The sequence below is a fragment of the Rhizobium sp. 1399 genome, from assembly GCF_031455475.1.
Lineage (GTDB): Bacteria > Pseudomonadota > Alphaproteobacteria > Rhizobiales > Rhizobiaceae > Rhizobium.
Window position 1 is genome coordinate 472643 of sequence record NZ_JAVDSU010000004.1, and the last position, 26251, is coordinate 498893.

Sequence of the window (26251 nt, forward strand, 5' to 3'; positions counted from 1 at the left end):
GAGGATCATCGAAACCGCTCGATGACCTGAGCTTGGAATAGGTGCATGTCGGCCCTGTGGAACTCCGGTTCTTGCCTCGAAATTAAAAGCATATGGACGACGCCAATGCTGAGGCGCCAACTCGAGCTATTATGCAACGGCTTCACCTGGAACGGCGTCGGCAGCGGTGCCGCTTTTCTTCTGGGTCTTGCAATTGCGTGGGCGCTAACGTTCCCGTCCGTTGTCAGCGTCTGGCAAATTGCGCGGCGACATTCGCCCCGGTTTTCGCTTCACGCCATTTGTTGAAAACCCAGCCAACGGTCAGGCCGATTGCTGCGCCCATTGCCTTGACTCCCGCATCGTGAAGGCGCGCATGCCGCGTCGGCGACAGGTACTGCAGATATTCGATCGCGACCGCGCCGAAGATCAGCAGCACGGCAACCGTTTTCCATTGTTTCGGATAAGCAAGGGCAAAAGCCAGCCCTGCCGCAAGGTAAGCCGCGGCACGGTCGATGTCAGGTGTTTCGATCGTGTGGGGTCGCAATTCGATCGGCGAAACTGTGACGAACAGGATGAAGGCGAGAAAAAGCCACGCCAGAAGCTTTGTGATCTTGGATGTCATCTTGCCGTCATATTAGCAATTGCTGTACCCCATCAAGTTAAAAGCCGTCCACGTAACCTGGATCTTGGTCCCAATCTGAAGACGCGCTTAAGGAAGCCTTTCATCGGGCGAACCGCAAATGGCGCAAACGGGCTTCTTTCCCCAAGCGGCCTGTGTCATAGCGACGTCTGGATTTTTGAAGAATGGACGAACGCCCGTGACAAGACACGATGTCGAAGGCGCAGAAGAGGCAATGCGCAGCCTTTTCCCCGCTACGCCGCTGCAGCTCAATGATCACCTTTCCGCCCGCTACGGTGCCGATATCTGGCTGAAGCGCGAGGATCTTTCGCCGGTGCGATCCTACAAGATCCGCGGCGCGTTCAATTTCTTCCGCAAGGCGATTGCCGAAGGTGCGGGCGGCAAGACTTTCGTCTGCGCGTCTGCCGGCAATCACGCGCAGGGCTTTGCCTTCGTCTGCCGCCATTTCGGAGTGCCGGGCGTCGTCTTCATGCCGGTCACCACGCCGCAGCAGAAGATCGACAAGACACGCATGTTCGGCGCCGGTTTCATCACCATCGAGCTCATCGGCGATTTCTTCGACCAGTGCTACCAGGCCGCCCGCGATCATGTGGAGGCGATCGGTGGTGTCATGGTGCCGCCTTTCGATCATGCCGACATCATAGAGGGCCAGGCGACGGTTGCTGCAGAAATCATGCAGCAGCTTCCCGAAGGCACGGTGCCCGACATGGTCGTCCTGCCGGTTGGCGGCGGCGGCCTTGCTGCTGGCATCACCGGTTATCTCGACGGCATCGTTGCGAAATCCGATTTTGTCTTTACCGAACCTGCCGGCGCCCCGAGTTTGCGCCGCAGCCTCGAGGCCGGGCAGGTGGTGACGCTTCCCAAGGTCGACAATTTCGTCGACGGCGCGGCTGTCGCTCGCATCGGCGACCTAAATTTCGCGGCCCTGAAGGACTTTTCAGTCGAGCAGGTCAGGCTGATGCCGGAAAATGCCATCTGCGTTACCATCCAGGAGATGCTCAACGTCGAAGGCGTGGTGCTGGAGCCAGCCGGTGCCCTGTCGCTGACGGCGATCGCCGCCATGGATCGCGAGGCCATCAAGGGCAAGACGATCGTTGCCGTCGTCTCGGGCGGCAATTTCGATTTCGAGCGGCTGCCCGATGTCAAGGAAAGGGCCATGCGCTACGCTGGCCTGAAGAAATACTTCATCCTGCGTCTTGCCCAGCGCCCCGGCGCTTTGCGCGATTTCCTCAATCTTCTCGGGCCGCATGACGACATCGCCCGCTTCGAATATCTCAAGAAATCGGCGCGCAATTTCGGTTCGATCCTCATCGGCATCGAGACGACGGCTCCAGAGAACTTCGCGACGCTGGTCGCCAATTTCGAAAGATCAGGCATGGGCTTCGAGGACATTACCGAAAATGAGATCCTCGCAAACCTGATCATTTGACTTTGCGTCCACTGCACTGCGTGCTAAAGGCGGATTATGGCTTCGTTCCTTTCAAACATTCTTTCGGTATTCTCCGGCGGCGGCAAATCCTCCACCGAGGCAGCTGCGGGTCCTTCCGGTGAGCCGCAGCTCTATGGCGATTGCACCATCTATGCGGAGCCGCAGAAGGAAGGCGGCCAGTATCGTCTAGCCGGCCGCATCGAAAAGAAGGTTGGCGAGGACGTTCTCGTGCGCAAGTTCATTCGCGCCGATCTCTTTTCCTCGTCCGATGATGCGATCGAATGCACGGTGCGCAAGGCGCAACAGATCATCGATCAGCATGGCCCCTCCCTCTTCGGCGATGGCGAGAAGCTTCGGCAGGTCTGAGCGCTCGTTAGCCGGACAAGGCTTTTTCGAACCGCCATTTCCCGTTGTTTTTCAAAACTATGACAGCATTTCCGTGATGGAAATTGCTGCGTTGCTCACCTAATCTTAAAGGATTATGGCGAAGGTGGCGCCTGCAGGTTTTGCAGGGCGCCGCATGTGTTTGAGCTTTCCGGACGACTGACCAGAAGATCCGCTGCGGCGGCTGCGGCTCTCTCGCGCGGTCCTGTTGTAGGCGGAGGACCGTGATGGAGCTCTTGAACTCCGCGCTCTTCATCTTCGAAGCCGTCGGCTATTTCGTGCTGATGGTCAGTCTCCTGCATTTTCGCCAGCGCCTCGGATTGGGCGTCTTCCTGACGGCGCTTGGCGTCATGCATTTCATGGAGACCTATCTCGCTGCGGTCTTCTATGTTTCCCTGCCGTTCGGGAGCGTCTCGCCGGGTTCTTCGATCTTCTTTTCCGGCAAGCTGATGATGATCCTCATGCTCTACCTGCAGGAGGATGCGGCGACCGTCCGCCAGCCGATCTATGGTCTGTTTCTCGGCAATCTCCTGACCGTCGCCATTGCCTGGGTACTGCAGCTTCACCAACCGCTGGAGCTGTCGCCCGGTCATCCGGCAGACGTCGATTTCCTGAAGGAAATGGGCTGGCTGATGGTGTGGGGAACGGCAGTTCTCTACCTCGACTCGCTTGGCATCATCCTGCTCTACGAAAAGCTTGGCGATTTCATGCGCAGGCGCGTGGTGTTGCGCTTCATGATCTCGGGCCTCGTGGTTCTGACCTTTGACCAGATCTGTTTCTTCAGCGGCCTGCACTATTTCATGGGCGTTCCGATGGCGGCCTTCTGGGCCGGATGGAAAGCCAAGATGCTGGCCGTCTGCCTCTATTCCCTGATGTTTGCCATCTACGAATACCGTATCCGCCGGGCCGGCGTTGCCGCCTCGGCCCGCTCGATCAGCGACCTCTTCGGCGATCTGACATTCCGTGAGCGCTACAACGATCTCCTGGAACGCACCGGCCGCGATATGCTGACCGGCGTCTATGACCGCAGCCGTATGGAGCTGGAGGCGCCGCTGATGGTACGTGAGGCGCTTCGGCAGGGCCAGTATGCGACCGTTCTCATCATCGATGCCGACCACTTCAAGGACGTCAATGACGGCTTCGGCCATCTGCAGGGCGATGAGGTTCTGAAGGCTATTGCCTCCAGGCTTGGAACGACACTCCGCTCCAGCGACCGCATCTTCCGCTTCGGCGGCGAAGAGTTTGTTGCCGTTTGCCCCGGTACTGGCCATGAGGAGGCATTGCTGCTCGCCGAGCGCCTGCGCTGGACGATTGTGACCAGCGTCAAGACGCCTGACGACGCGCCCGTATCTGTGAGCATAGGTGTCGCAACTGCCGACGAAGATGGGGACAGCTTCACGACTGTGCTTTCGGCGGCGGACAGCCGCCTCTACGAGGCAAAGAAGAGCGGCCGCAACTGTGTCGTCGGCCGCTCCGGTGTCGTAAAAGTCAGCTAGATCAGGCCCGCTCAGGCGGTGCGGAAGATCTTGGCGCCGGAGGGAGCGCTCGTCATGCCGCCATCGACGGTAATCTCGATTCCCGTGACATTGCTGGAATCATCAGAGGCGAGATAAAGCGCAGCCTTCGCGATCTCGTCTGCTTCGCTCATGCGGCCAAGCGCGCTCATATTCCCGAGCTTTTCCTCCAGTGCCGTCATCGCATCTTCCGTCTGCGCGTAGGGCGACCAGATCGGCGTGCGCGTGCCGCCCGGCGTTACCTGATTGACGCGGATGCCGCGCGGTGCGAGCTCGGAGGCGAGGTTGCGGGTCATGGAGCGCACAGCGCCCTTCGTGGCGGCGTAGGCCGACCAGCCCGGCGCACCGAGAACGGCGTGGACGGAGCCGTTGAGAATGACCGAAGCGCCATCGTTCAGATGCGGCAGTGCGGACTGAACCGTGAAGAAGACCGAGGTCAGGTTGGTACTGATAATCTTTTCGAACTGTTCCAGTGAGGTCTGGCCGAGTGGTGTAGCGCCGCCGATGCCGGCATTGGCAAAGACGATATCGAACTTGCCGACATCAGAAGCAGCCTCGGCGAAGATCTTTTCCGCTGCCGCAACGTCGGTGAGATCGATCTTCAGCGCCAGCACATCGCCACCAAGCGCCTTCTTGGCCGCTGCGAGCGTTTCCGGGTTACGGCCGGTGATGATGACCTTCGCGCCTTCGGCGACGAAGACCTTGGCGGTGGCAAGCCCGATACCGCTGTTGCCGCCGGTAATCAGCGCGATCTTGTTCTTGAGACGCATGGGAATGGCTCCTATTGGAAAATACCTCGATCTGGATTATGATCGATATCTACAAGGATTATGATTGTAATCCACTTGAGTCAAGTCCGTATGCCGGGAGATTTTCAATGGGCCATTCGCAACTCGAAAAGCAGAAGACGCACGACAGGATCGTCGAGATTGCTTCCAGGCGCCTGCGGGAGAGGGGGCTCGAGGGTATCGGCGTCGCCGATCTGATGAAGGAGGCCGGGCTGACGGTCGGTGGCTTCTATAAGCATTTTGCGTCACGCGATGACATGGTGGCCGAAGCCATGAAGCTGGCTTTCGGGTCCTGGGAAGCGAAAGTGCGTTCGCAGGGCAGGGCGCCGGCAGATATTCCGATGGCGGAATATTCCGCCAATTACCTCAGCGAGGTCCATCGCGATGACGTAAGCGGCGGATGCCCTTTTGCCGCGTTGACCGCCGACCTTGCCCGCAGCGACGAGAAATGCCGCTCGCTTGCGACCGAACAGTTGAAGACGAATCTCGGATACATGACAGGCCGTATGAATGCGGTCGACGAGGCTGACGCACGCCGCAAAGCAATCATCGTTTCGTGCCTGATGACGGGTGCGGTCGGCCTTGCACGCATTGCCGACGACGAAAAACTCTCTGAAGAAATCCTGGAAACGGTCCGGTCCTTCGTCGATGGTTTCTCGGCAAAATGAAAGGGCCGGCTTGCGCCGGCCCCCTCAAGTGGAACTTTTGAATTTGCAGGTTAGGCAGCGAGAGCGAGTTCCTCGACGCGCGACTTGGCGGCGCCGATGGCCTTTTCCGCAACTTCCGGGCCGAAAGCGAGGCCTTCGACATAGATGGTTTCAATGTCGGTAATGCCGAGGAAGCCAAGAACCGACTTCAGATACGGGACAGCATGGTTCATGCCGGCAGCCGGACCCTGGGAATAGACGCCGCCGGAAGCGAGGACGACATAGACCTTCTTGCCGGTGGCGAGGCCGACCGGGCCGCTTTCGGTATACTTGAAGGTGAGGCCGGCGCGGGCCACATTATCGATCCAGGTCTTCAGCGAAGAATAGATGTTGAAATTGATGAGGCCGGTACCGATGACGATGCTGTCGGCTGCGAGCAACTCGTTGACGAGCTCGTCGGAAGTCTTGACTGCAGCAGCTTCCTGGGCGGTACGGGCTTCCGGCGGCTTGCGGATGGCCGCGGTGAAGAGATCGTCAATGTGCGGCAGCGGATTTGCAGCAAGGTCGCGGCGGACGACGACGCTACCGGGGTTCTGAGCCTTGAGCTTATCAGCGAGTTCAACGGCGATCGACGTGGAAAGGGACTCTGAACGCGGGCTGGACGTCAGAAGAAGAATGGAAGACATGGTCGAATTTCCTCTCGAATTGCGGTTCAGCGGCCGGTTGGGAGCGGTGGGCCGCTGTGTTCGAGACAAGAAATAAGGCTGGCCCAGTATCGAAAAAACTGGGATAATGTCGATCAAAATTATCGATGGATTGGATGGAATATGCTTCCCAACCCGACACTGGATCAATTGCAGGTTTTCCTGACGGTCGCCGAAACCGGCAGCTTTTCAGCCGCCTCGCGTGTGCTGAACCGCGCGCAGTCGGTCATCAGCTATACGATCGCCAATCTGGAAGCCCAGCTTGAAGTGCCGCTCTTCGAGCGCTCCGGCGCCCGCCAGCCGAAGCTGACGGATGCCGGCAAGGCAATGCTTGAAGACGCCCGCCGCCTGATGGCTGACCTCGAAGTCATGCGCGCCCGCGTGAAAAGCATGAAGCAGGGGCTGGAGGCGGAGCTTTCTCTGGCGATCAGCGTGATGGTGCCAGCCAATGCCGTCATGATGGAGCTGCGTGAATTCCGCGAGAAATTCCCCAGCGTTGCGCTCAACCTCAATGTCGGCGAGCTCGGCATGGTCATGGACATGGTATTGAGCGACAAAGCCGACATCGGCATTGGCGGCGCGCTCGTGAGGCAGGAAGATTCGCTGATAGCTGAAAAGATCGGCTATTCCTTCATGGTTCCTGTAGTCGCGCCCGATCATCCGCTGGCGCGTATCGAACGGCCCCTGACGCTGGCCGATGTACGTGAAGAGATCCAGCTCGTGGTCTCCGACGCTTCCGGGCTTACCAAGGGGCGGGATTTCAATGTTCTGTCTTACAGGACATGGCGCGTCAGCGACATTGCGACCAAACATCAACTCATCAAGGGTGGTCTTGGCTGGGGTGGCTTGCCGGTGTCTCTCGTCGGTGACGACATTATGAAGGGCAATCTGGTCGCCATCAAGCTGGAGGCCTACGAGCAGGGCGAATACCCGATCTACGCCATGCGCAAGGCCGCCAACCCGCCGGGTCCTGCCGGCCAGTGGCTGATCGAAGCCTTCCGCCGGCGACTCTCCATGTGCCCGAGCCATGGCGAACTCATCAACATGCTGGGCATCGACGGACTGCACGCCATTCGCGAGGCTGCGGAATAGCCGCACAGTTGACGGGTTTCCGGCCTTTGCTATAACGGCGTCACGGTCTGCAGTTCACCGAGGCGTCGCCGTCCCGCAAGGGAAGCTAAACCTGCTTTAGAAAGATCATCAGCACTTGTCCTGTGCCGAAGTCGAAAGCCGGCGACCACCGACACCTTTTCAGGGAACGGCGCGTTGAGGATAAGACGTGACCAGATCTATCTTTCCAATGGAAATCGCCGATCTCTCGGCTTTTGCCAAATCTCTCCGTAAGCAGATCGAAGCGCTCGCTGACAGGCCGAGCCATGTCGAGATGCTCAATCTGCTGACTCGCGCGGCGGGTTATCGCAACTACCAGCATTTCCGCAGCGTGGCGCACTCCGCCGAAGTGCTGAAGGACTGGAGCCTGAAGCTGGATCCCCAGCCTTTGCCGGACGAAGACCGTGTGCTGAAGGCATCGCGCCATTTCGATGGCAATGGTCGACTGATCCGCTGGCCGGGCAGGAGGGGGCTGCAGGAGCTTTGCTTATGGTTCCTGTGGTCGAAACTACCGTCGAATACGGAACTGACGGAGCGCGAAATCAGCGACTTGCTGAGCCGCCTGCATCTTTTCGGCGATGCGGCACTGCTGCGCCGCGAGCTTTTCGATTTCGGGCTTGTCCACCGCACCCGCGATGGCAGGCAATATCTCCGGATCGAAAAGAAGCCGCCGGCCGAACTCGGCTTGCTTCTTCGTCGCATCGAAGCTGAGGCCGAAACTGCTTGAGCGAAAGGGCGCGGTTGAAGAAACCGCGCCCCTGCGGCTTTAGAGAACCAGCCTGAACTTCGCGAAGCCCTCGGCGCCTTCGCCGGCATCCTCGATCTTCACGCTCTTGACGTCGGCGAGATACTGTTTGGCTTTCGGGCCGCTTTCGAACACGACGGTCGTGCCGGGCAGGGGCTTGAAGGTCCAGTTGCCGTCGGCGGACGGGTTGATCGTGCCCTGATCATGGACATAGCGGACGATGACGTCGCGGTTGGTGTCCGGCGCTTGGAAGATCACCTTGTCGGAGGCGATTTCCGGGAAGCTGCCGCCGCCACCGGCACGATAATTGTTGGAAACGACGACGAACTTCTGGGCCGGATCGATCGGCTTGCCCTCGAAGGCAAGGTTCTGGATACGGTTGGAGTCCGGATTGACGGCCTTGCCCGACGAATCATATTTCGGCGGTTGCGACAGATCGATCTGATAGGTCACGCCATCGATCACGTCGAAATTGTAGGACGGGAAGTCGTTGTTCAGCAGAAGCGCATCTTTGGAGCCGGGCTCGATGTGGTTGAATATGCCGGCCGACATTTCAAGCCAGTTCTTCACCTGCGCACCGGTGATTGCGACAGCCTGAACAGTGTTCGGATAGAGGTAGAGGTCGGCAACATTCTTGATGGCGATATCGCCGGCCGGAACATCCGTATAGTAGTCGGCGCCGCCACGGCCCCCGGCCTTGAAAGGCGCTGCGGCGGAGAGAACCGGCAAATCCTTGAACTGCGTATCGGCCAGCATCTGCTTGATGTACCAGGTCTGAGCCTGCGAAACGATCTGCACTGAGGGATCGTCGGCAACGAGCGCAAAGTAGGAATAGAGCGGCGCGGAGGTCTTGCCGACAGGCGTGCGGACATAGGCAAGCGTTGCCTCGTGCTCTGCCTTGGCGGCCTCGACCACTTCTTTCTTATCGGTGACGTCGGCAACGACTTTCTTCTTGTCGTCGCGATGGTAGATGGGCCGTGCTTCGGAGGTGAAGGCGACGATTTTCCAGCTGTTGCCATCCTTCTCCAACAGCAGGTCGATCAGGCCGAGATGCGAACCCCAAAAGCCGGCCATGACGGCGGGCTTGCCATGTAGCGTACCCTTGACCGGATCGGCATCGGTTATGCCATCCCAGGTTTTCGGGCCAGGGAAGACCAGATGCTGGTGGCCGGTGAAGATCGCGTCGATACCCTCGACGGCAGCAAGATGCAGCGAGGCGTTTTCCATCTTCTCGGATGGGCCTGAGCCATCGATGCCGGAATGGGACAGGGCGATGATGATATCGGCGCCGGCTTCCTTCATGGCGGGCACCCAGGCTTTGGCGGCCTGAACGATATCGCGCGTCTGCGCCTTGCCTTCGAGATTCTTGATGTCCCACAGCATGATCTGCGGCGGTACGAAGCCGATGAAGCCGATCTTGACCGGGCTTTCATTGCCGGCGCCGTCCTTGATCTGCTTTTCGACGATGATATAGGGCTTGAAGAACAGATCGTCCTGCTTCGGATCGGAGGCGAGTTGGCCCTTGGTCAGGTTGGCGCAGACGAACGGGAAGTTCGCACCGTTCAGCACCTTGAACATGAAGTCCAGGCCATAGTTGAATTCGTGGTTCCCGAGCGTGCCGACCGTATAGCCGAGCGTGTTCATCGCCTTGACGACCGGATGCACGTCGCCATCCTTCATACCGTGCTGGTAGGCCATGTAATCGCCCATCGGATTGCCCTGCAGCACGTCGCCATTGTCGATCAGCAGCGAGTTGACGGCTTCCGCGCGGATCGTGTCGATGATCGTTGCCGTGCGCGACAGGCCCATCGTGTCGTTCGGCTTGTCGGCATAATAGTCATAAGGGAGGACGTTGACGTGGATGTCGGTCGTTTCCATGAGCCGCAGATGCGCCTGGTTTGCGGCAGCGCGGGCGCTGAACGGGTGCAGCAGCACCAGAGCGGAAGTGGCGGCAAGACCGCCAAGCAGGGAACGACGGCTCATTGCAGGCACATCGAGAATGGAAGGCATGGAAACACTCCTTTTGACATCATGCATCACCCGGTTCGATGAACTTAGGATGATTGGCAAAGGAGTACATCGCGAAAATGACAGAATGGCAAAAACGATGCCGCCAAAGCGGCACCGTTCTGGAAAGCTTTACCGAACGCGTGGCACTTCGCGATGGAAGAAGCGGAAATAGGAGGCAATGAGCGCGCGGGCATTGGAATTCACGTCGAACTGGATGCCGACACGACCATTATGTGTCCAGCGGATGACGCCTTCGAGCAGGCCGAGATTTTCGGCTTCGATGCGGACCTTGCTGCCCGAGGCCGCATAAAGCGGCGCCTTGACTTCGAGTGCTGCACCCGTAGCTGAAATATCAAGGATGCGGGCATCTACCTGGTTGTTCAGATAACGGATCTTGCCAAAAACGCGGCAGCTCCTGCGGTCGGCCTTGCGGGTCGTGATCTTGAGATTGCGTATCATGCTTATCCCCGTGACGAATTCGGGAGGAGCATAGGCAGCGAAGATTGAAATGCCTTTAGGCGCTTATTTAAAATTGCTGCGAAAGTCTCAATTCGGCACGACCGCTCGCCGCGCCACGACATGTTCGCGCCACACCGTGAAGATGCCGGCCGCGACCACGATGATCGAACCGACGATCATGTTCAGCGTCAGCTCCTCCCCGTAGATGAGCACGCCAAGGATAGAAGCGTAGACAAGCTGGATATAGGTAACCGGCTGGACGGCGGCCGCGTCGAGACTGTCATAGGCGCGGATCAGGAAATAGTGGCTCGATGTTCCGGTCAGGCAGACGGCCAGCATCCACATCCAGTCCCAGCCCTGAACCGGCGTCCAGTAAAAAGGGCCTGCGAGCGTCATCACGAGAGCCCCGACGACACCGGTATAGAAGAAGCTCGTCATCGCCGAATCCTGCCGGCTCACGTAACGAGTGGCGATCACGTAAAGCGCGAAGTTGACGCAGGAGACGACGGCAAGAAGCAGGTTCACGTCGAAGAACCCGCCCTCCGGCTTGAGGATCAGCAACACGCCGCAAAGTCCGACGCCGATTGCCGTCCAGCGGCGCCAGCCAACTCGTTCGCCAAGTAGGGGAATGGCAAGCAGTGCGACGATGATGGGGGTAGCGGCAAAGATCGCCTGCGAATGCGCAAGGCCAATCAGCGCAAAACAGGTGATTGCCAGCACCACCTGCACAGCAAGCAGAATGCCGCGCGACACCTGCAGAAAGGGGTGCTTGGTGCGAGCGGTGGCGGCGATGCCACCGCGCATTTTCGCGGCCAGAATCAAGGTGAACAGGCCGAAGGCCCAATAGCGCACCATCGTCACGAAGATAGGCGAATAGGCTGAACCAAGATGCTTCGAGATCGCATCCTGCGCTGAAAAGATCGTCAGTGCCAGGAGCAGGAAGATATAGCCGTGAGTCTTGGATTTCATGTCTTGCCGTTGAAGCGGAGACGCCCGCAACATCAAGCTAGGGCAGGATTCGAGGGCTTTGCAAGGGCTCAAAGGCCGACATTCGGCCTGTCGATGATTTCGCGTAGCGCAAAGCTCGAATTGATCTTCACCACATGCGGCAGCGCCGAAAGCCAGTCTCGGTGGATGCGCTCATAATCTTCCAGATCACGGGCGGCGACCCGCAGGATATAGTCGTACTCGCCGGACATCAGGTAGCAGACGAGCACGTTCGGACAGCGTTTCACTGCCGCCTCGAATTCCGACAGCGTCTTGGCGAACTGGCCGGACAGCGAGATGTGTACGATGGCGATCATCTTGTAATCGAGCGCCTTGTGCGAAAGCCGCGCATGATAGCCGCCGATGACACCGCTCTTTTCGAGAATATCGAGCCGCCGCGAAGAGGCGGAAGGCGATAGTCCCACCTTGTCGGCGAGCTCCGCATTGGTGATACGGGCATTGATCTGTAGCGCCCTTAGAATCGCAAGATCGATACTATCGAGATCAGACATTCGAAGAACCTTCGAAAAATGGATAGTTAACGCAATAATCTTCGAAACTTTGCTGAAACGCAAATCCTCTTTGCAAGGACATTTCGTGGCCGTGGTGGTTGGATTTAGGAGCAAGAAAACGCTCCGCGGAACGCGGACATAAAATGAGAGGAACGCGAATGCGTGTCGGCTGCCCGAAGGAAATCAAGAACCATGAATATCGCGTCGGTCTGACGCCGGCTTCGGTAAGAGAATATGTCGCCCACGGCCATGAGGTCTGGGTGGAGACGAAGGCGGGTGCCGGCATTGGTGCCGATGATGCCGCCTATATGGCTGCTGGCGCGAAGATCGCCGCCTCCGCCAAAGATATCTTTGAAAAGTGCGACATGATCGTCAAGGTTAAGGAGCCCCAGCCGTCAGAATGGGCGCAGCTCCGCGACGGTCAGCTCCTTTACACCTATCTGCATCTTGCGCCCGATCCGGAACAGACCAAGGGTCTGCTCGCCTCCGGCGTTACGGCAATCGCCTATGAGACCGTGACGGACGATCGCGGCGGCCTGCCGCTCCTGGCGCCGATGTCCGAAGTCGCCGGTCGTCTTTCGATCCAGGCCGGTGCCACTGCACTGCAGAAGGCCAATGGCGGCCTCGGCATCCTGCTCGGTGGTGTGCCCGGTGTTCTCCCGGCCAAGGTTGCCATCATCGGCGGCGGCGTCGTCGGCCTGCATGCAGCCAAGATGGCAGCCGGTCTCGGCGCTGATGTCAGCATTCTCGACAAGTCGCTGCCGCGCTTGCGCCAACTCGACGATATCTTCAATGGCCGTATCCATACGCGCTATTCAAGCATTCAGGCCCTGGAAGAAGAAGTTTTCTCCGCTGATCTTGTCATCGGTGCCGTGCTGATCCCTGGCGCTGCCGCGCCGAAGCTCGTGACCCGCGAAATGCTGACAGGCATGAAGAAGGGCTCCGTCATCGTCGACGTCGCGATCGACCAGGGCGGCTGCTTCGAAACCTCGCATGCAACGACCCATTCCGAGCCGACCTATGTCGTCGACGGCGTCGTGCATTATTGCGTCGCCAACATGCCAGGCGCCGTTCCCGTCACGTCTGCCCACGCGCTGAACAATGCGACACTCGTCCACGGCCTCGCACTCGCCGATCGCGGCCTGCGCGCCGTTGCCGAGGACAAGCATCTGCGCAACGGCTTGAACGTCCACAAGGGCCGCATCACCAACAAGCCGGTCGCTGACGCGCTTGGTTATGAAGCTGTCGCGCCGGAAAGCGCGCTGAACGTAGCGTAAACCAGCTGACTCTAGGTCAGATGAAGGCGCCGGTTTCCGCAAGGGCCGGCGCTTTTACTTTGTCGATCCGGCACTGATAGCAATTGTTGCGCGCGGAGCGCACATGCACATAGGCGATGCCGGGCCGCGCAAGCAGTTCGGTCGCATAAGCAGGGATCTTCTCGATCGGCGTGACCGCACCGGTGCCATAGACGATCCTGTCATTCTCGCCATAGCCGCGCACAATGAAGTCAGTGCTTGTCGTCAGGACAGGAGGCAGAACTTCGTCGGCGGAATAGCGCTTGCAAGGCTGCTTGTGCAGGAAGATCGGGCCGGTCTCGGCATAGGGCTGCAGTTCCGGAAAGGGCCGGTAGGCAAAGACGAAGAGTTCTTCGCCAGCGCCGATATTTCGCAGGCAGTGGCGGCAGGGATGGCCTGGACCATCGGATATCATCGTCTCAGGCAAACGATCATAGGCATCGCGGCCGCCGCTCCAGAGCGCTTCTGCATCTGATGTCGGCATCGCGGAAAACTGAATGCTGGTCACGGCAAATCTCCTTGTGAGCTTTGCCATAGTTTCCGCGCTGACGATCAACCAAGCCACCCGATTCTTGCTTCGAACAGCACGTCGCGTGCAGACGCGATCAGCTTTTCCTGGCGATTTCCAGCAGTTCCTTGTCGCTCAACGGCCTGACGATCCCGGTGCCGGTGGAGACGGGAGAGAAACCGAACATCTGATAGAGCTGTAATGCCCGTGGATGGTCGAGATTGTTGGTGGTCGTCGTGACCTTTGTCGGGTTCAGTGTCCAGATCGCGTAGAGCGCCTGGAGCAGGAACCATTTGCCGATGCCGAGGCCGAGCGCATGTTCGAAGAGCCCGAAATGGGAGAGCTCGATCGTATCCTCGTCCTCGCAGAGATATTCAAAGAAGCCGGCCGGCGCACCGTTGACGTAGAGTACGCTGATATTGTTGCGCTTGTCATGCAGCGCTGCCGTAAGCTCCTCGTCACTCATCCTCAATCGGTCGACCCACTGCCAGCGCGCGCCAACCTGCCGGTAGAGGTAGCGATAGAAGGCCAAGGGAATACCTGGGGCGCGCATGATTGCCGTCTGTATGTTGACGGGCACAGGCAGGCTTGCCTTCGGCGGCGCGACCATTTCAAGCCGCGTAATATGGGCCTTGAGCGAGGCGGGCGTCTTTCCCATGGCGGTCAGACTTTGACCGGTTCAGGCGGGCCGGTGACGACGGGCGTGTCCTCGCGGCTGCCCCATTCGCTCCAGGAGCCGTCGTAGAGCTTGTTATCGGTATGGCCGAGCGATTCCAGCGCCAGTGTGATGATCGCGGCGGTAATGCCCGATCCGCAGGAGGTGACGACCGGCTTGGAAAGGTCGATGCCGGCATCCTCGATCGTCTGCTTCAGTTCCGGCAGCGATTTGAAACGGCCCTGATTGGCAAAGACGCCTGATGGCAGGCTGCGTGCGCCGGGCATATGGCCGGAACGCATGCCTGCGCGCGGTTCCGGCTCGACGGCTGCGAAGCGTCCGGCGCTGCGGGCATCGGCGATCTGCAGAGCGCCACTCGCTACGATATCGCGCATCTGCTCGAGATGAACGACGCGGCTGGCATCATAGTTCGTCTTGAAACTCGCCGGGGCATAGTGCGGCACCTCGGTTTCGAGCGGTCGTCCTTCGGCTTTCCAGCCGTCCAATCCGCCATCAAGCACGAAGACGTTCTTTGCGCCCATCACCCGGAACAGCCACCAGACACGTGGCGAGGCAAACATGCCGATGCCGTCATAGACGACGATCCGGTCGTTCTCGCTGATGCCGAGCTTGCCGGCTTCAGCAGCGAAATAATCGGGCGAGGGGATCGTATGCGGCAGGTTCGTCGAATGGTCGGCGATCTTGTCCTGATCGAAACGGATGGCACCCGGAATATGGCCGGCGGCATATTCCGCATTTGCATCGCGCTTTTGCGCCGGAAGATAGAAGGATGCGTCGAGCACGCGCAGATCGGGCTTGCCGAGTTCAGCCTGCAGCCAGTCGGCCGAGACGACGAAATGGCTCTTGGTGTCGCTCATGATGATCTCCCCAAATATCAGGCCCAAATAGCAGGCATCGTCTATCAGGCTTCGTCGCCGGGCGTGCCGAAGCGAATGCGGAAGCGCCGGTTCTCTTTGCCCTTCTTCTCGATCTTGGCAATATGAATCTGACCGACTTCCTGTGTTTCCGAAACATGCGTGCCGCCGCAGGGCTGGCTGTCGATCGCAGAACTCTCCCCGATGCAGACGAGGCTGACGCGACCAAGGCCAACAGGAGGACGCACATTCTTCGATTTGACGATGCCGGGATTGGCGGCGAGCTCCTCATCCGTAATCCACTGAAGATAGACCGGATGGTTCTGATTGACGAGGTCCATCAGCTTGGCCGTCACCTCATCCTTGTCGATCGTATCGGTCATGTCGAAGTCGACGCGGCTTTCGTCCTCACCGACCGCTGCCCCGGTGATCGGATAGGAGCAGACGACCGACAGAAGATGGCAGGCAGTGTGCATGCGCATCAGTCGGTAGCGGCGCGGCCAGTCGATGTGCAGCACCAGCTTCTCGCCGTTCTCAGGGCGCGGCTGGCCTTCCAGCGGCATATGGATGATGATGTCCTTGGTCGCGCCGTGTTTTGCCTGGCCAAGTTCTATCTTGGAACCATCAACCCGTTCGAAGAAGCCGGTGTCGCCCGGCTGCCCGCCCGATGTCGCGTAAAAGCAGGTCTGGTCCAGCTCGATGCCCCCGTCCTCGTGAACGGCCGTGACGACCGCTTCGCATGTGGAAAGATAGAAGTCGTCACGGTAGAGGGCATTGACTGGCATGGGGGCTCACGCTGCGGGTTCGTAGGGTATTTTGATATCCGTCGAGCCGACCATCCATTCGGGAATGGGAAGGCCCTTGGATGAAAGGAAATCCGGATTGAAGAGCTTGGACTGATAGCGGTTGCCATAGTCGCAGAGGATTGTCACGACCGTGTGGCCGGGGCCGAGATCCCTGGCGAGGCGAACCGCACCGGCAATATTGATCGCCGTGGAACCGCCAAGGCAAAGGCCTTCATTCTCGACGAGATCGAAGAGGTAGGGAAGCGCCTCGGCATCGGTGACATGATAAGAGAAATCTGGTGTGAAGCCTTCGAGGTTAGCCGTGATGCGCCCCTGGCCGATACCTTCCGTGATCGACGAGCCCTCGGACTTCAACGTGCCGTTCGCGTAGAATTCGTAGAGCGCAGCACCCTCGGGATCGGCAATGCCGATCTTGATGTCCTTGTTGACGGCCTTGAGACCTGCCGCCACGCCGGCAAGCGTGCCGCCCGAACCGACCGAGCAGATGAAGCCGTCGACCTTGCCGTCCGTATCTTTCCAGATCTCGGGTGCGGTGGTTTCGACATGCGCTTGGCGATTGGCGACGTTGTCGAACTGGTTCGCCCAGATAGCGCCGTTCGGCTCGCTCTTGGCAAGCTGTTCGGCAAGGCGGCCCGAAACCTTCACGTAGTTGTTGGGGTTCTTGTAGGGAACGGCCGGAACTTCGACGAGCTCGGCGCCGAGCAGGCGCAGCGCATCCTTCTTTTCCTGGCTCTGGGTTTCCGGAATGACGATCACGGTACGATAGCCGAGCGCCTTGGCGACGACCGTCAGGCCGATCCCGGTATTTCCAGCCGTACCTTCAACGATGACGCCGCCGGGCTTGAGCAGGCCCTTTCTCTCGGCGTCACGGATGATGTAGAGCGCCGCTCGGTCCTTCACCGACTGGCCGGGATTGAGAAACTCGGCCTTGCCGAGAATGGTGCAGCCGGTCGCCTCGGAAACACCCTTGAGCTTGATGAGGGGCGTATTGCCGATAGCCTCGATTACGGATGGGTGGAAGGTCATGGAATCTGCCTCGTTTACGCATAGTTTAGGAACGGTCTTTTCCCTTCACAAGGCGGCATTGGCAAGAAATCCTATTCCATGCCTTCTATGCCCGCGATAAAATTAGTCTTCTATTTCCAGCCTTTCGCTCAGCCTGGGCAAGCAGTGATCCGAAGATTGACTTTCGGCGTATGGATGACGACAAAGCAAGCACGGGCGCAGGAACAAGGCGTGACCGAATCTGACATGGTTCACGAGCATATCGACACGATCGATGCATTGATGGCGCATTATGTTGCTGGCTCCCTTCCGGAGCCGGCTCGCGCACTCGTGGAATCTCATCTCGAAATGAAGCCGGACAATCGCGGCCTGGTGGTTGACCTCGAATGGCTGGCTGGAGAAGCTCTGGAGAGCACGCCATCAAGCCCGATCAGCGACCGCGATGCGAAGCTTGCGGCAATCTTCGGCTCGAAGGCTCCTGTTTCCCCTCCTAAGCTCCTGTCACGTCCGCCGGGTGCTCTTTTCCCGCGCGCCTTGCGCAATCTCATCGGTTTCGAAGCCGATGATGTGCCGTGGCGCAAGCGCCTTCCGGGCTTCAAGGAATATGCGACCGATATTGACGGCTGCGAGGTCAGCCTGATGTGGATACGGCCGGGTCGCGCACTGCCTGCCCATACGCATGCGGGCATGGAACTGATCCTCATCCTCGACGGCGCTTTCCGCGACGAGCGCGGCCGTTTCGGGCCGGGGGATATCTCGATTGCGGATGCCACCGTCGACCATCGCCCCGTCGCCGAGAAGGATCGGCCGTGCATCGCCTTTGCCGTTTCGGATGGCCCGATCAAGCTCACCGGCTCCTTCCGGCAGATCATCGGCGACCTCATCGGCTGAAAGCAGCCACAATGCTGTGATAGAGCCATGGTCCCGGGAGAGATGAGGAGCTTCCGGGCCTGTGTTCGTGTTCAAATCGGCAGACCGGAGGAAGTGTCATGCGTAATTTCATCGCCCGTCCAGAACATGGTATCGTCTGGATTTCCGGTGCGAGTTCCGGAATAGGCCGAGCGCTGGCGCTGAAGCTCGCAGGCGAGGGATACGGGGTCGCCGTCACCGCCCGCAATCACGAAAAACTGGTGGAATTGCAGCTCGAGGCAGCCGGACTGTCCGGCAGCATCATCGTGCTTGATGGCGATGTGACCGATGCCGAAGACATGGAACATGTCATGGCCTCGATCGAATATGAGCACGGTGCGCTCGCCATGGCGATCCTGTGTGCAGGTGTCTATCAGCCCGTCCATGGCGAGGATCTGAACCGAGCCGATTTCGAGAAGACTTTTGCCGTCAACCTGTCGGGCGTCGTCAATTGCCTGCTGCCGGCTATAAGGCACATGAAGGCGAAGGGGCAGGGGCAGATCGCCATCGTTTCCTCAGTGACGGGCTACACGGGATTGCCGACCAGCGCCGCTTACGGCGCGACCAAGGCTGCCCTGATCAATATGGCCGAAAGCCTGAAATTCGATCTCGATAAGATCGGCATCCGCATCCAGCTCATCAATCCGGGCTTTGTCGATACGCCGGCAACGCGTAAGAATGCCTTTCCCATGCCGGCACTGGTTTCGCCCGAGACGGCGGCAGAGCGCATTGCGGCAGGCCTCAAATCGCAGGCTTTCGAGATCACCTTCCCGAAGCGCTTCACCTATGTGCTGAAGGTCCTGCGGATCTTGCCTTACGGTCTCTATTTCGCACTGGTGAACCGCTTCACCGGTTGGGGCGAGCGGCCCGCCAACTCCAGTCACCGGCCGGTGACGCCGCATCCGGCTGAGTGATCAAGACCGCGAAAAGACCACCTGCCGCACATCGATGTTGCGGGCGCGAAAGCCTGCCTCGCAGTAGAAGAGGTAGAATTCCCAGAGCCGCTTGAACCGGTCGTCGAAACCCATCGGCCTGAGCTTATGCCAGACGGACCAGAAGCGCTCGCGCCATTCCGCCAGCGTACGGGCGTAGTCAAGGCCGAAACCGAAGTCTCTGACCAGTGACAAGTCCATCTTCCTGCCGAGTTCGGCAAGGTGGTGGCGCGTCGGCAGCATGCCGCCGGGGAAGACATATTTCTGGATGAAATCCGGATTGCTGCGATATTGCTCGAAGGCCTCGGGACGGATGGTGATGATCTGTAGGCCTGCCTTACCACCCGGCTTCAGACACTGCTTCAGCTTGGAAAAATAGGCCGGCCAGTATTTCTCGCCAACAGCCTCGAACATCTCGATCGAGACGATGCGGTCATAGACCCCGGTCTCGTCTCGATAGTCCTGGAAGCGAAAGTCGACCCTGTCGCTAAGCCCCGCGTTGCTGATGCGCGTTTGCGCGAAGGCAAGCTGCTCGCGGCTGATGGTCAGCCCCGTCACCCGGCAATTCAACTCGCCTGCCGCAAATTCGGCAAAGCCACCCCAGCCGCAGCCGATTTCCAGCACATGATCGCCGGACTTGATGCCGGTCGCCTCCGCCAGCGCCCGATATTTGGCGTTCTGTGCCGATTGCAGGTCGTTGGCGCCGGTCGAATAGAGCGCCGAGGAATAGGTCATGCTCGGGTCGAGCCATTGCTTGTAGAAGTCGTTGCCGAGGTCGTAATGGGCCGAGATATTGCGCTTGGAGCCCGTCTTGGTGTTGGCGTTCATCCAGTGGCGGATACGCTCGACGAAGCGGCCGACGCCGCGCTTGCCATGCGCGTAGCTGTGCGCCGCTTCGCCATTGACGAGAAAAAGCTCGAGGAAGGCAGTGATGTCTGGGCTGTCCCAATCGCCGTCCATATAGGTCTCGGCGACACCGATCGTGCCGCTGGTCAGCGCGCGATCGGCAAGGTTCCAGTTTCGAAGCGTCAACGCGGCGTCAGGTCCGGCAGCCTTGCCCTTGATAAACACCTTGCGCCCGTCGGGCAGCGTGACCGCAAGGGAGCCGTGCTGCATGCGCATCAGGCCGCGCAGTGCAAGCTTCGCTTTGAAGGGCAGGCCTTTGACGATGCGTGAAATATTTTCTGCCGTCAGCGTCACCGCGTCCCGGGCAGATTGATTCAAATCCTGTAAATTGCTCACCGTCCATCCTCCCGTATTTTTAGGCCGGTCAGGACAATGCTTGCGCCTCTCCTCCGGCGATTGCCGCAAACGCTAGATTCATTCCGCAGCTTCTGCAAGCCGGCTTGCCGGCTTCACGCTGACAGGCGGCGGAGGTGGTGGCCGGCGAACGTAGATGGCGCCTTTGAGCCAGAGTTTCAGAGCCTCCCAGTGAATTCCGGTCATGATCTTGATGGTCAGGAAGGGAATAGTTGTGAGAAGATAACCGAGCGTCCGGCCAGTCAGCGGCTTTTTCCGGCCGGCGAAGGTTGCGGCAAGAAGCGGCCCTTCCGCATCGGTTTCCAGGATGCGCCAGCGGATTTCCTGGCCGGGTGGCAGCATGCGGAAATGATAGCGCATGCCGATGCCAATGAAGGGAGAGACATAGAAGAGCTTGTCGCAGGTCTGGCGAAGACCACTTTCGAAGATTTCATTATCCTCGACGGGGCAGACATAACTATGCCGCTCGCCGAATGTGTTGCGCACTTCGTAGATCAGCGCAATCAAGGCATCCCTGTCGTCATAAGCATAATAGACCGAAAGGGGATTGAAGACGTAGCCGAGGATCCGCGGATAACAGACGAGCAGGATCTTGGCCGGCCGTTCGACACACGCATCCGCAAGCAGGCGGTCGGCATGGGAGCGCAGCTTTCCATTTGCTGCATGGTCCTCTTCATGGAACGAGACGAGATTGCTTCGGTTGACCGAAAACAGCGCCGACTGGCTGTCAGCTTCCTCCAACCGGTCGAGATCGATGGAGAGCGAAAAGACCCGATATTGGAAGCGATGGCCGAACGGTTTAATGCGCTGATGCATGACATCGCCCACATAAAGTACCGCCGCTGCGTCCGGCGGAGGACCGTTTCGCGTCACGCTGACGCCATACCTCGATGCGCGGGGGGGTTTGCGGGATGCCATCATGCTACCGCTTCCAGCGTGGTTCCAGAGGAGGGCCGGGCGGTCCGCCAGGGTGTGATCCCGCCCAGTGCCTCTGCCGCCGCAAGACCGGAAACGAGTCCATCCTCGTGGAATCCGTATCCGGTCCAGGCGCCCGCGAAATAGCAATTGTTTCTTCCCTGGATGGCGGCAATCGCCCGTTGCGCTGCCATCGCTTCCGCGGAGAACTGCGGATGCTCATAGGTGAATTCGGCAAAGACCTTGCGGCTCTCCGGTTCGCGGTCCGGGTTGAGCGTGACGAACAGCGGAAAATTCGGATCTATGCCCTGTAGCCTGTTCATCCAGTAAGTCACGGCCACACCGGCTCTGCCGTCGGCATGGCTTGAACGCAGATAGTTCCAGGAGGCCCAGACCTTACGCCGCGTCGGCATCAGGTTGGCGTCACAGTGCAGGATAACGCGGTTGGGCAGATAGGGGACAGCAGCGAGCAAGCGCTTTTCCTGATCCGTCGCATCAATCAGCAACCGCGCCGTCTGATCGCTGTGGCAGGCGAAGATCACCTTGTCGAAGAAGGCCTCGCCGCCGGTCTCGTCGATCAGGGTGATGCCCTTGTCGCTGCGGATCACCCCACGCACGCCGCAGCCGAGCTTCAATTTGTCGCCGAGCGGTGACAGAAGCCTTTTCAGGTAGTTGCGGCTGCCGCCGGTGACGGTGCGCCACTGATGCTGACGGCGATAGATAAGTCGGTGATTGTCGAAGAAATTGACGAAATGTTCGGCGGGAAATTGCAGCATCCGCGCTGATGGCGCCGACCAGATCGCCGCCGCCATCGGCACCAGATAGTTGTTGGTGAAACCCGGCGAGAAGCCACGCCAGTCGAGATAATCGCCGATCGAACGTGAGGCCAGGTGCCCGGCCGCCCGGTCTTCCAGGCAGGTCCGGTTGAAGCGCAGGATCTCGCGGATCATCCAGAGAAAGGAGGGGCTCAGCAGATTGCGCTTCTGCGCGAATATAGACGACAGCCCGCCGCCGCTCCACTCCAGCCTGCCATGATCCAGCGACAGTGAAAAGCTCATGTCGCTGGCATGCGTGGCAACGCCGAGCTCTGCAAAGAGCGCGGTCAGATTGGGATAATTGTGCTCGTTGTAGACGATGAAGCCGGTATCGACCGGAATGCTCAGCCCGTCATAGCCGACATCGACCGTTGCCGTATGGCCGCCCGGCCGGGCATCTTTCTCGTAGAGTGTCACGTCATGGACAGGATTGAGCGCCCAGGCGGCCGAAGCACCCGATATGCCCGACCCTACGATGGCGACCTTGAGGCTGCGTGGCAGCGAAGGAACATGCACGTTCATGCTGCATCCTTTATGGCGCTATAGACCTTCAGCGCTCGTCTGCGCGCCGTGGCGTGATCGACGATGGGTCTGGGGTAGGTTTTCCCAAGCGTGACGCCGGCGTTTTCGAGCACGCTCGCTGGTGCCTCGAACGGCCGGTGGATATGTTTGTCCTCGAGCTTTCCGAGCTCCGGCACGAACTGCCTGATGTAGCTGCCGTCGGCATCGAATTTTTCGCCCTGGAGCATCGGATTGAAGATGCGGAAGAAGGGGGAGGCATCGGCGCCTGAACCTGCCACCCACTGCCAGCTGGCCGCGTTATTGGCGGGGTCTGCATCGACTAGCGTGTCGCGGAACCAGGCTTCGCCGCGGCGCCAGTCGACCAGCAGGTGCTTGATGAGAAACGAGGCGACGATCATCCGCACGCGGTTATGCATCCAGCCATGGCGCCAGAGTTGGCGCATGCCGGCGTCGACAATGGGATAGCCGGTCTGGCCATTGCACCAGGCATGAAATCCGTCTTCATCTTCGCGCCAACCGAAGCCGTCGAAATCGTCGTTCCAGTTATCCCTGGCAAGCTCAGGAAAATGGAAGAGCAGATGGTAGGAGAATTCTCGCCATGCCAGTTCCTTGCGGAAGCGTACGATATCGTCGGATGGAATGCGCCGCGAAAGTCCCTTCGTGGCGTCCCAGATGCGGGCAGGCGAGATTTCGCCGAGCGCCAAGTGCGGAGAGAGAAGGGAGGTTGCGGTCTTTCCGGGGAAATCCCGGTCGGCTGAATAGCCTGGAAGTCCGTCCTCGACGAAACCGCTGAGCTTTTCCTGGGCTGCCGCTTCACCCGGCGTCCACATGTCGGGGAAGGACTTTGCCCAGTTCGGCTTAAGCGGCAGGAGCTTCCAGGAGGTCAACACTTCGGAGGCCGGAAACTGTTTTGGGAAGCGGAAGCGCTCGGGCGCATCGACCGGTGCCTCCGGCTCGCCGCCTTCTTCGAGCGCCCGCCAGAATGGCGTATAGACGCGGTATGACGTGCCGCTTGCCGTTTTGAGCTTGGTCGGCTCATGCAGAAGCTGTCCGCCGAAGCTGCGTGCCTCGATCGCCTGTTTTTCGAATTCATGCTTCAGGCGGGTGTCGATCGCGATGCCCGGCGGATCATAACGGCGGTTCCAGAAAACGGCTTCCGCACCGCTCCGCTTGATGATGTCGGCAAGCACATTGCGGGCATGACCGCTTGCTAGAATGAGCTTGCCGCCATGTCTTTTGAGGGCTGCGTCAAGCGCATGCAGTGAATGATGCAACCACCATGCCTGGGCAGCGCCAAGAGGCCCCGTGCCGTCTTCCTGGGGTTCGCGGATATAAAGCGGAATGACCGGCCGCCCCGATGCGCATGCCGCATGCAGAGCCCTGTTGTCGTCAAGACGCAAGTCCTTGCGGAACCAGACGATTACCGGTCTTGCAACAGTCTCCCGTGCCAATGGCTGCTCCCTGCCTTGCCTCTCTGTCTGTTACGGAAGTACGAGGCAATCGGATCAACAGTTTCATCAGGCGCGCATGAAAAAGGCCGGTGGGAGCCGGCCTCTCTCAATGAACGGGTCTTTGCCCGATCAGTTGTCGTATTCGCGGCAGGCATCGCTGACCGAAGCGCCGCTCTCGCCACCGCGCGTATCGACGCCGGTATTCTGCTGCGGCATGCCCGGGCAATCGATGGCCTGACCACCGATGCTCTGCGTCGTGGTCGGGTCTACCGTGGCCCCGGGCATCGGATGAATGCCATTGCTGTCATTGGTGTAGTCGGACGAATAATTGCCCGAACTCGGGTCCGTCGAACCGCCATTGGTCGGGCCGATGGTGTCGGGATTAGACTGAGCGAATGCCGACGAAGCCATGCCGATGGCAAGCAGCGAGGCGGCGATAAGAGATTTATGCATGGGAGCTGTCCTCCTTAGATTTTCGTCTTTGGCGACCCTTTCCTAACCCGTGAGAAAACTCATGGTTCCAAAATTAGGTTACAAAATTTAAACGGGGCGGTTGAGACAATTGCGCATGGTTACGCATAAACCTTAACCGCGAAAGCCGCTTTGCCTGAGCTCTCCTTTGCCTTACCTGCGCAGTGAAACCCTTGTTACGGCATGAGGCCGCCATGTTCATTTCACCGCGCGAAGCCGGAGATCTCTGCCTTCAGATGATGCTTGCACTCACTTTGACGGTGAGCGGCATGGCGCTGGCGTCGACCGTTGTGAAAGCAACGGAGCAACGGGTTTCGGTCATCGACGTCAACCGTCCTTCGCTCTGGTCTGCTGGCCCCGTCCGCGTCGGGAATGCCGAGCCCATTCTGCTTTCCGACGGGCGCGATATGACTGCAGGCGAGGGGATGCCTTGCCACAACACGATCGGCCTCAGAATATCCTGCGACTTGTTGACCTTTGCTGTGAGCGACAGCTTCTGATCCCGCGATGGATTTTCCAGCTTTCTCACGGGTTTTGGAGCTTCATTTCTTTAGTCCATAAAATTTATGGATAATTCTGGCCGAGATGCGTCACAGCAGTTTGCTGCGCATGCGCCAGGAGATAGCAATGACAAAAATCCTGATCGTGCCGGGTCTGTTCGGTTCCGACGAGGGGCATTGGCAGCACTATTGGCTTGATGACGTGCCACAGAGCCAAATGGTCGGCCAGGACGACTGTAACCACGCTCGTCTGGATCGCTGGATGGAACGGCTGGAACAGGCACTGCTGGAGGCGGGGGAAGCCTATATCGTTGCCCACAGCCTCGGCTGCATCCTGACGGCGAGGCTCGCCGACCGGCCACTGGCCCGGCGGGTAAAGGGAGCGCTTCTGGTCGCCCCGTGCGATTTGCCGGCCACGGAAAGGCTGCACCCCGGCTCGCTCGCCTTCGGCCCCATGCCGACAACCCCGCTTCCCTTTCCGAGCCTCACCGTCGGCAGCCTCGACGACAAATATATGTCGCTCGACCGTTTGAGCTTCTACACTCGCCTCTGGAAAACCGAGGTCCGCAACATAGGTCTCGCAGGCCATATCAACATTGCCAGCGGTTTCGGTCGCTGGACCGGCGGCTACGCCCTGTTCGATGCAGTAAAAGGCAAGGCGAAGGCGAAGAGACCGCAGATATCCACGCTTGCCGCGACCGCCGCATCGGCCTGATATTTTATCGGGACATGCGCAAGAAACGGGTTGAACTTACGCCTTTGCAGTACGATTCTGATGCCCGACGGAATGTGAGGGCTTCACCATGGCTCAGAAAGTGCATCAATATCTGATCTTCGAAACCGCCGGCGGCTTTTGCGGCATTGCCTGGAGCGATGCCGGCGTGACGCGATTCCAGTTGCCGACGAAGAGCGCCGAGTCGACAGAACGCTTGTTGCTGCGCCGTTTGCCGGCTGCCGAACCGGGCAGGCCGACGCCGCAGATTCTGGACGCCGTTGCTGCGGTAAAGCGCTACTTCGAAGGTGAGGAAGTCGACTTCTCCACTGTCGCCGTTGACCTTGACGGCCAGGCCGCATTCTTCCGCGATATCTATGCCGCCGCGCGCCGCGTCAGTTGGGGTCGCACGACCACCTACGGCACGCTGGCCAAGGAGCTTGGAGCAGGGCCGGAAGCCGCACGCGACGTCGGCCAGGCCATGGCGAAAAACCCCGTCGCGCTTATCATTCCCTGTCATCGCGTGCTGGCCGCAGGCGGCAAGATCGGCGGCTTTTCGGCGCCCGGTGGTTCGAATGCCAAGCTGCATATGCTGGAACTCGAGGGCGTGCATGTCGGCCCGCCGCCGCCCGCCCAGCAGTCTCTCGATTTTTGAGGACGAAGCCGCAAGCAAGTGCTTGGAATATCCTGAAAATCCTCGCTATAAAACTCT

28 protein-coding genes and 1 pseudogene are annotated in these 26251 nt (G+C 59.4%); 12 read left to right on the plus strand and 17 right to left on the minus strand.

The features are described from left to right. Positions 1 to 223 precede the first annotated feature (223 nt). Entirely contained in the window at positions 224 to 601 is a 378-nt protein-coding gene (locus J2X71_RS16705) for a VanZ family protein (protein ID WP_310383067.1), read from the minus strand. A 196-nt stretch (positions 602 to 797) separates the two neighbouring features. On the opposite strand from J2X71_RS16705, the gene ilvA reads away from it, so the two are divergent. From ilvA to J2X71_RS16720, 3 genes are all read left to right on the plus strand, one after another. Then, positions 798 to 2048 carry a threonine ammonia-lyase gene (gene ilvA, locus J2X71_RS16710; protein ID WP_310383068.1) on the plus strand — a complete coding sequence of 417 codons (1251 nt, stop codon included), beginning with the start codon at positions 798 to 800 and terminating at the stop codon, positions 2046 to 2048. 36 nt (positions 2049 to 2084) lie between these two features. After that, positions 2085 to 2414, plus strand: coding sequence for an HlyU family transcriptional regulator (locus J2X71_RS16715; RefSeq protein WP_007812996.1), 330 nt, complete (start codon positions 2085 to 2087; stop codon positions 2412 to 2414). Between the two features lie 242 nt (positions 2415 to 2656). Next, on the plus strand, positions 2657 to 3928 hold the full coding sequence (locus J2X71_RS16720; protein WP_310383069.1) for a GGDEF domain-containing protein: 1272 nt from the start codon (positions 2657 to 2659) through the stop codon (positions 3926 to 3928). 11 nt (positions 3929 to 3939) lie between these two features. Here the strand turns inward: J2X71_RS16720 and J2X71_RS16725 are convergent, their stop codons facing one another. Continuing rightward, complete coding sequence (locus tag J2X71_RS16725) at positions 3940 to 4716, minus strand: SDR family oxidoreductase (RefSeq protein ID WP_310383070.1); 777 nt, start codon at positions 4714 to 4716, stop codon at positions 3940 to 3942. Positions 4717 to 4823: 107 nt separating this feature from the next. Here J2X71_RS16725 and J2X71_RS16730 point away from each other — a divergent pair, with 107 nt between their 5' ends. After that, positions 4824 to 5402 (plus strand): TetR/AcrR family transcriptional regulator, encoded by a 579-nt coding sequence (locus J2X71_RS16730; protein ID WP_310383071.1) that lies wholly within the window; start codon positions 4824 to 4826, stop codon positions 5400 to 5402. Positions 5403 to 5452: 50 nt separating this feature from the next. Here the strand turns inward: J2X71_RS16730 and J2X71_RS16735 are convergent, their stop codons facing one another. After that, positions 5453 to 6067 (minus strand): FMN-dependent NADH-azoreductase, encoded by a 615-nt coding sequence (locus J2X71_RS16735; protein ID WP_310383072.1) that lies wholly within the window; start codon positions 6065 to 6067, stop codon positions 5453 to 5455. A gap of 141 nt (positions 6068 to 6208) precedes the next feature. Between J2X71_RS16735 and J2X71_RS16740 the strand changes: the two genes are divergently transcribed. Continuing rightward, entirely contained in the window at positions 6209 to 7177 is a 969-nt protein-coding gene (locus J2X71_RS16740; protein ID WP_310383073.1) for a LysR family transcriptional regulator, read from the plus strand. 187 nt (positions 7178 to 7364) lie between these two features. Then, positions 7365 to 7922: a DUF2087 domain-containing protein gene (locus J2X71_RS16745; protein WP_310383074.1), complete on the plus strand. Its 558-nt coding sequence runs from the start codon at positions 7365 to 7367 to the stop codon at positions 7920 to 7922. Positions 7923 to 7961: 39 nt separating this feature from the next. Here the strand turns inward: J2X71_RS16745 and J2X71_RS16750 are convergent, their stop codons facing one another. From J2X71_RS16750 to J2X71_RS16765, 4 genes and pseudogenes are all read right to left on the minus strand, one after another. After that, positions 7962 to 9950, minus strand: a complete 1989-nt coding sequence (locus J2X71_RS16750) for a bifunctional 2',3'-cyclic-nucleotide 2'-phosphodiesterase/3'-nucleotidase (protein ID WP_310383075.1) — start codon at positions 9948 to 9950, stop codon at positions 7962 to 7964. Between the two features lie 144 nt (positions 9951 to 10094). Next, positions 10095 to 10409 (minus strand): annotated as a pseudogene (locus J2X71_RS16755) (PilZ domain-containing protein); the annotation flags it as partial. Positions 10410 to 10496: 87 nt separating this feature from the next. Then, positions 10497 to 11378 carry a DMT family transporter gene (locus J2X71_RS16760; RefSeq protein WP_310383076.1) on the minus strand — a complete coding sequence of 294 codons (882 nt, stop codon included), beginning with the start codon at positions 11376 to 11378 and terminating at the stop codon, positions 10497 to 10499. Positions 11379 to 11446: 68 nt separating this feature from the next. Beyond that, positions 11447 to 11908, minus strand: coding sequence for an Lrp/AsnC family transcriptional regulator (locus J2X71_RS16765; RefSeq protein WP_310383077.1), 462 nt, complete (start codon positions 11906 to 11908; stop codon positions 11447 to 11449). Between the two features lie 158 nt (positions 11909 to 12066). Here J2X71_RS16765 and ald point away from each other — a divergent pair, with 158 nt between their 5' ends. Next, positions 12067 to 13185 carry an alanine dehydrogenase gene (gene ald, locus J2X71_RS16770; RefSeq protein ID WP_310383078.1) on the plus strand — a complete coding sequence of 373 codons (1119 nt, stop codon included), beginning with the start codon at positions 12067 to 12069 and terminating at the stop codon, positions 13183 to 13185. Positions 13186 to 13201: 16 nt separating this feature from the next. On the opposite strand, the gene J2X71_RS16775 is transcribed toward ald, so the two are convergent. From J2X71_RS16775 to J2X71_RS16795, 5 genes are all read right to left on the minus strand, one after another. Continuing rightward, positions 13202 to 13711 carry a DUF1203 domain-containing protein gene (locus tag J2X71_RS16775; protein WP_310383079.1) on the minus strand — a complete coding sequence of 170 codons (510 nt, stop codon included), beginning with the start codon at positions 13709 to 13711 and terminating at the stop codon, positions 13202 to 13204. 97 nt (positions 13712 to 13808) lie between these two features. After that, the gene (locus J2X71_RS16780) at positions 13809 to 14369 is read right to left on the minus strand and encodes a GNAT family N-acetyltransferase (RefSeq protein WP_007815685.1); all 561 of its coding nucleotides are present in this window, start codon (positions 14367 to 14369) and stop codon (positions 13809 to 13811) included. Between the two features lie 5 nt (positions 14370 to 14374). Beyond that, positions 14375 to 15244, minus strand: a complete 870-nt coding sequence (sseA, locus tag J2X71_RS16785) for a 3-mercaptopyruvate sulfurtransferase (protein WP_310383080.1) — start codon at positions 15242 to 15244, stop codon at positions 14375 to 14377. A 44-nt stretch (positions 15245 to 15288) separates the two neighbouring features. Further along, positions 15289 to 16026 (minus strand): alanyl-tRNA editing protein, encoded by a 738-nt coding sequence (locus J2X71_RS16790; protein WP_310383081.1) that lies wholly within the window; start codon positions 16024 to 16026, stop codon positions 15289 to 15291. A gap of 6 nt (positions 16027 to 16032) precedes the next feature. Further along, on the minus strand, positions 16033 to 17073 hold the full coding sequence (locus tag J2X71_RS16795) for a cysteine synthase A (protein WP_310383082.1): 1041 nt from the start codon (positions 17071 to 17073) through the stop codon (positions 16033 to 16035). A 210-nt stretch (positions 17074 to 17283) separates the two neighbouring features. On the opposite strand from J2X71_RS16795, the gene J2X71_RS16800 reads away from it, so the two are divergent. Beyond that, a complete protein-coding gene (locus J2X71_RS16800; protein ID WP_310383083.1) occupies positions 17284 to 17943 on the plus strand; it encodes a ChrR family anti-sigma-E factor in 660 nt (219 codons plus the stop codon). A 98-nt stretch (positions 17944 to 18041) separates the two neighbouring features. Further along, positions 18042 to 18875 (plus strand): SDR family NAD(P)-dependent oxidoreductase, encoded by an 834-nt coding sequence (locus J2X71_RS16805; protein WP_310383084.1) that lies wholly within the window; start codon positions 18042 to 18044, stop codon positions 18873 to 18875. On the opposite strand, the gene J2X71_RS16810 is transcribed toward J2X71_RS16805, so the two are convergent. The 5 genes from J2X71_RS16810 to J2X71_RS16830 all read right to left on the minus strand — a co-directional run bounded on the left by J2X71_RS16810 (position 18876) and on the right by J2X71_RS16830 (position 24309). Beyond that, a complete protein-coding gene (locus tag J2X71_RS16810; protein ID WP_310383085.1) occupies positions 18876 to 20135 on the minus strand; it encodes a cyclopropane-fatty-acyl-phospholipid synthase family protein in 1260 nt (419 codons plus the stop codon). A gap of 78 nt (positions 20136 to 20213) precedes the next feature. Continuing rightward, positions 20214 to 21074 (minus strand): DUF1365 domain-containing protein, encoded by an 861-nt coding sequence (locus J2X71_RS16815; protein WP_310383086.1) that lies wholly within the window; start codon positions 21072 to 21074, stop codon positions 20214 to 20216. Then, on the minus strand, positions 21071 to 22405 hold the full coding sequence (locus J2X71_RS16820) for an FAD-dependent oxidoreductase (protein WP_310383087.1): 1335 nt from the start codon (positions 22403 to 22405) through the stop codon (positions 21071 to 21073). The genes J2X71_RS16815 and J2X71_RS16820 overlap by 4 nt, the downstream gene beginning before the upstream one ends. Next, entirely contained in the window at positions 22402 to 23856 is a 1455-nt protein-coding gene (locus J2X71_RS16825; RefSeq protein WP_310383088.1) for a deoxyribodipyrimidine photo-lyase, read from the minus strand. The genes J2X71_RS16820 and J2X71_RS16825 overlap by 4 nt, the downstream gene beginning before the upstream one ends. Positions 23857 to 23985: 129 nt before the next feature. Then, positions 23986 to 24309: a hypothetical protein gene (locus J2X71_RS16830; RefSeq protein ID WP_113325213.1), complete on the minus strand. Its 324-nt coding sequence runs from the start codon at positions 24307 to 24309 to the stop codon at positions 23986 to 23988. 212 nt (positions 24310 to 24521) lie between these two features. Here J2X71_RS16830 and J2X71_RS16835 point away from each other — a divergent pair, with 212 nt between their 5' ends. The 3 genes from J2X71_RS16835 (at position 24522) to J2X71_RS16845 (ending at position 26194) form a co-directional block, all read left to right on the plus strand. Beyond that, positions 24522 to 24827 (plus strand): hypothetical protein, encoded by a 306-nt coding sequence (locus J2X71_RS16835; protein ID WP_310383089.1) that lies wholly within the window; start codon positions 24522 to 24524, stop codon positions 24825 to 24827. Between the two features lie 127 nt (positions 24828 to 24954). Then, positions 24955 to 25542: an alpha/beta hydrolase gene (locus J2X71_RS16840; RefSeq protein ID WP_310383090.1), complete on the plus strand. Its 588-nt coding sequence runs from the start codon at positions 24955 to 24957 to the stop codon at positions 25540 to 25542. 88 nt (positions 25543 to 25630) lie between these two features. Continuing rightward, complete coding sequence (locus J2X71_RS16845; protein WP_310383091.1) at positions 25631 to 26194, plus strand: methylated-DNA--[protein]-cysteine S-methyltransferase; 564 nt, start codon at positions 25631 to 25633, stop codon at positions 26192 to 26194. The last annotated feature ends 57 nt before the right edge of the window (positions 26195 to 26251 follow it).

Bases quoted from the DNA above. Each gene is read 5' to 3' on its own strand.
- J2X71_RS16765 (WP_310383077.1), bottom strand. From the start codon at position 11,908: ATGTCTGATCTCGATAGTATCGATCTTGCGATTCTAAGGGCGCTACAG.
- J2X71_RS16760 (WP_310383076.1), bottom strand. From the start codon at position 11,378: ATGAAATCCAAGACTCACGGCTATATCTTCCTGCTCCTGGCACTGACG.
- J2X71_RS16835 (WP_310383089.1), top strand. From the start codon at position 24,522: ATGTTCATTTCACCGCGCGAAGCCGGAGATCTCTGCCTTCAGATGATG.
- J2X71_RS16845 (WP_310383091.1), top strand. From the start codon at position 25,631: ATGGCTCAGAAAGTGCATCAATATCTGATCTTCGAAACCGCCGGCGGC.
- J2X71_RS16725 (WP_310383070.1), bottom strand. From the start codon at position 4,716: ATGCGTCTCAAGAACAAGATCGCGCTGATTACCGGCGGCAACAGCGGT.
- J2X71_RS16805 (WP_310383084.1), top strand. From the start codon at position 18,042: ATGCGTAATTTCATCGCCCGTCCAGAACATGGTATCGTCTGGATTTCC.
- J2X71_RS16790 (WP_310383081.1), bottom strand. From the start codon at position 16,026: ATGCCAGTCAATGCCCTCTACCGTGACGACTTCTATCTTTCCACATGC.
- J2X71_RS16795 (WP_310383082.1), bottom strand. From the start codon at position 17,073: ATGACCTTCCACCCATCCGTAATCGAGGCTATCGGCAATACGCCCCTC.
- J2X71_RS16830 (WP_113325213.1), bottom strand. From the start codon at position 24,309: ATGCATAAATCTCTTATCGCCGCCTCGCTGCTTGCCATCGGCATGGCT.
- J2X71_RS16705 (WP_310383067.1), bottom strand. From the start codon at position 601: ATGACATCCAAGATCACAAAGCTTCTGGCGTGGCTTTTTCTCGCCTTC.
- J2X71_RS16815 (WP_310383086.1), bottom strand. From the start codon at position 21,074: ATGATGGCATCCCGCAAACCCCCCCGCGCATCGAGGTATGGCGTCAGC.
- J2X71_RS16840 (WP_310383090.1), top strand. From the start codon at position 24,955: ATGACAAAAATCCTGATCGTGCCGGGTCTGTTCGGTTCCGACGAGGGG.
- J2X71_RS16740 (WP_310383073.1), top strand. From the start codon at position 6,209: ATGCTTCCCAACCCGACACTGGATCAATTGCAGGTTTTCCTGACGGTC.
- sseA (WP_310383080.1), bottom strand. From the start codon at position 15,244: ATGAGCGACACCAAGAGCCATTTCGTCGTCTCGGCCGACTGGCTGCAG.
- J2X71_RS16780 (WP_007815685.1), bottom strand. From the start codon at position 14,369: ATGGGAAAGACGCCCGCCTCGCTCAAGGCCCATATTACGCGGCTTGAA.
- J2X71_RS16735 (WP_310383072.1), bottom strand. From the start codon at position 6,067: ATGTCTTCCATTCTTCTTCTGACGTCCAGCCCGCGTTCAGAGTCCCTT.
- J2X71_RS16750 (WP_310383075.1), bottom strand. From the start codon at position 9,950: ATGCCTTCCATTCTCGATGTGCCTGCAATGAGCCGTCGTTCCCTGCTT.
- ald (WP_310383078.1), top strand. From the start codon at position 12,067: ATGCGTGTCGGCTGCCCGAAGGAAATCAAGAACCATGAATATCGCGTC.
- J2X71_RS16715 (WP_007812996.1), top strand. From the start codon at position 2,085: ATGGCTTCGTTCCTTTCAAACATTCTTTCGGTATTCTCCGGCGGCGGC.
- J2X71_RS16820 (WP_310383087.1), bottom strand. From the start codon at position 22,405: ATGAACGTGCATGTTCCTTCGCTGCCACGCAGCCTCAAGGTCGCCATC.
- J2X71_RS16730 (WP_310383071.1), top strand. From the start codon at position 4,824: ATGGGCCATTCGCAACTCGAAAAGCAGAAGACGCACGACAGGATCGTC.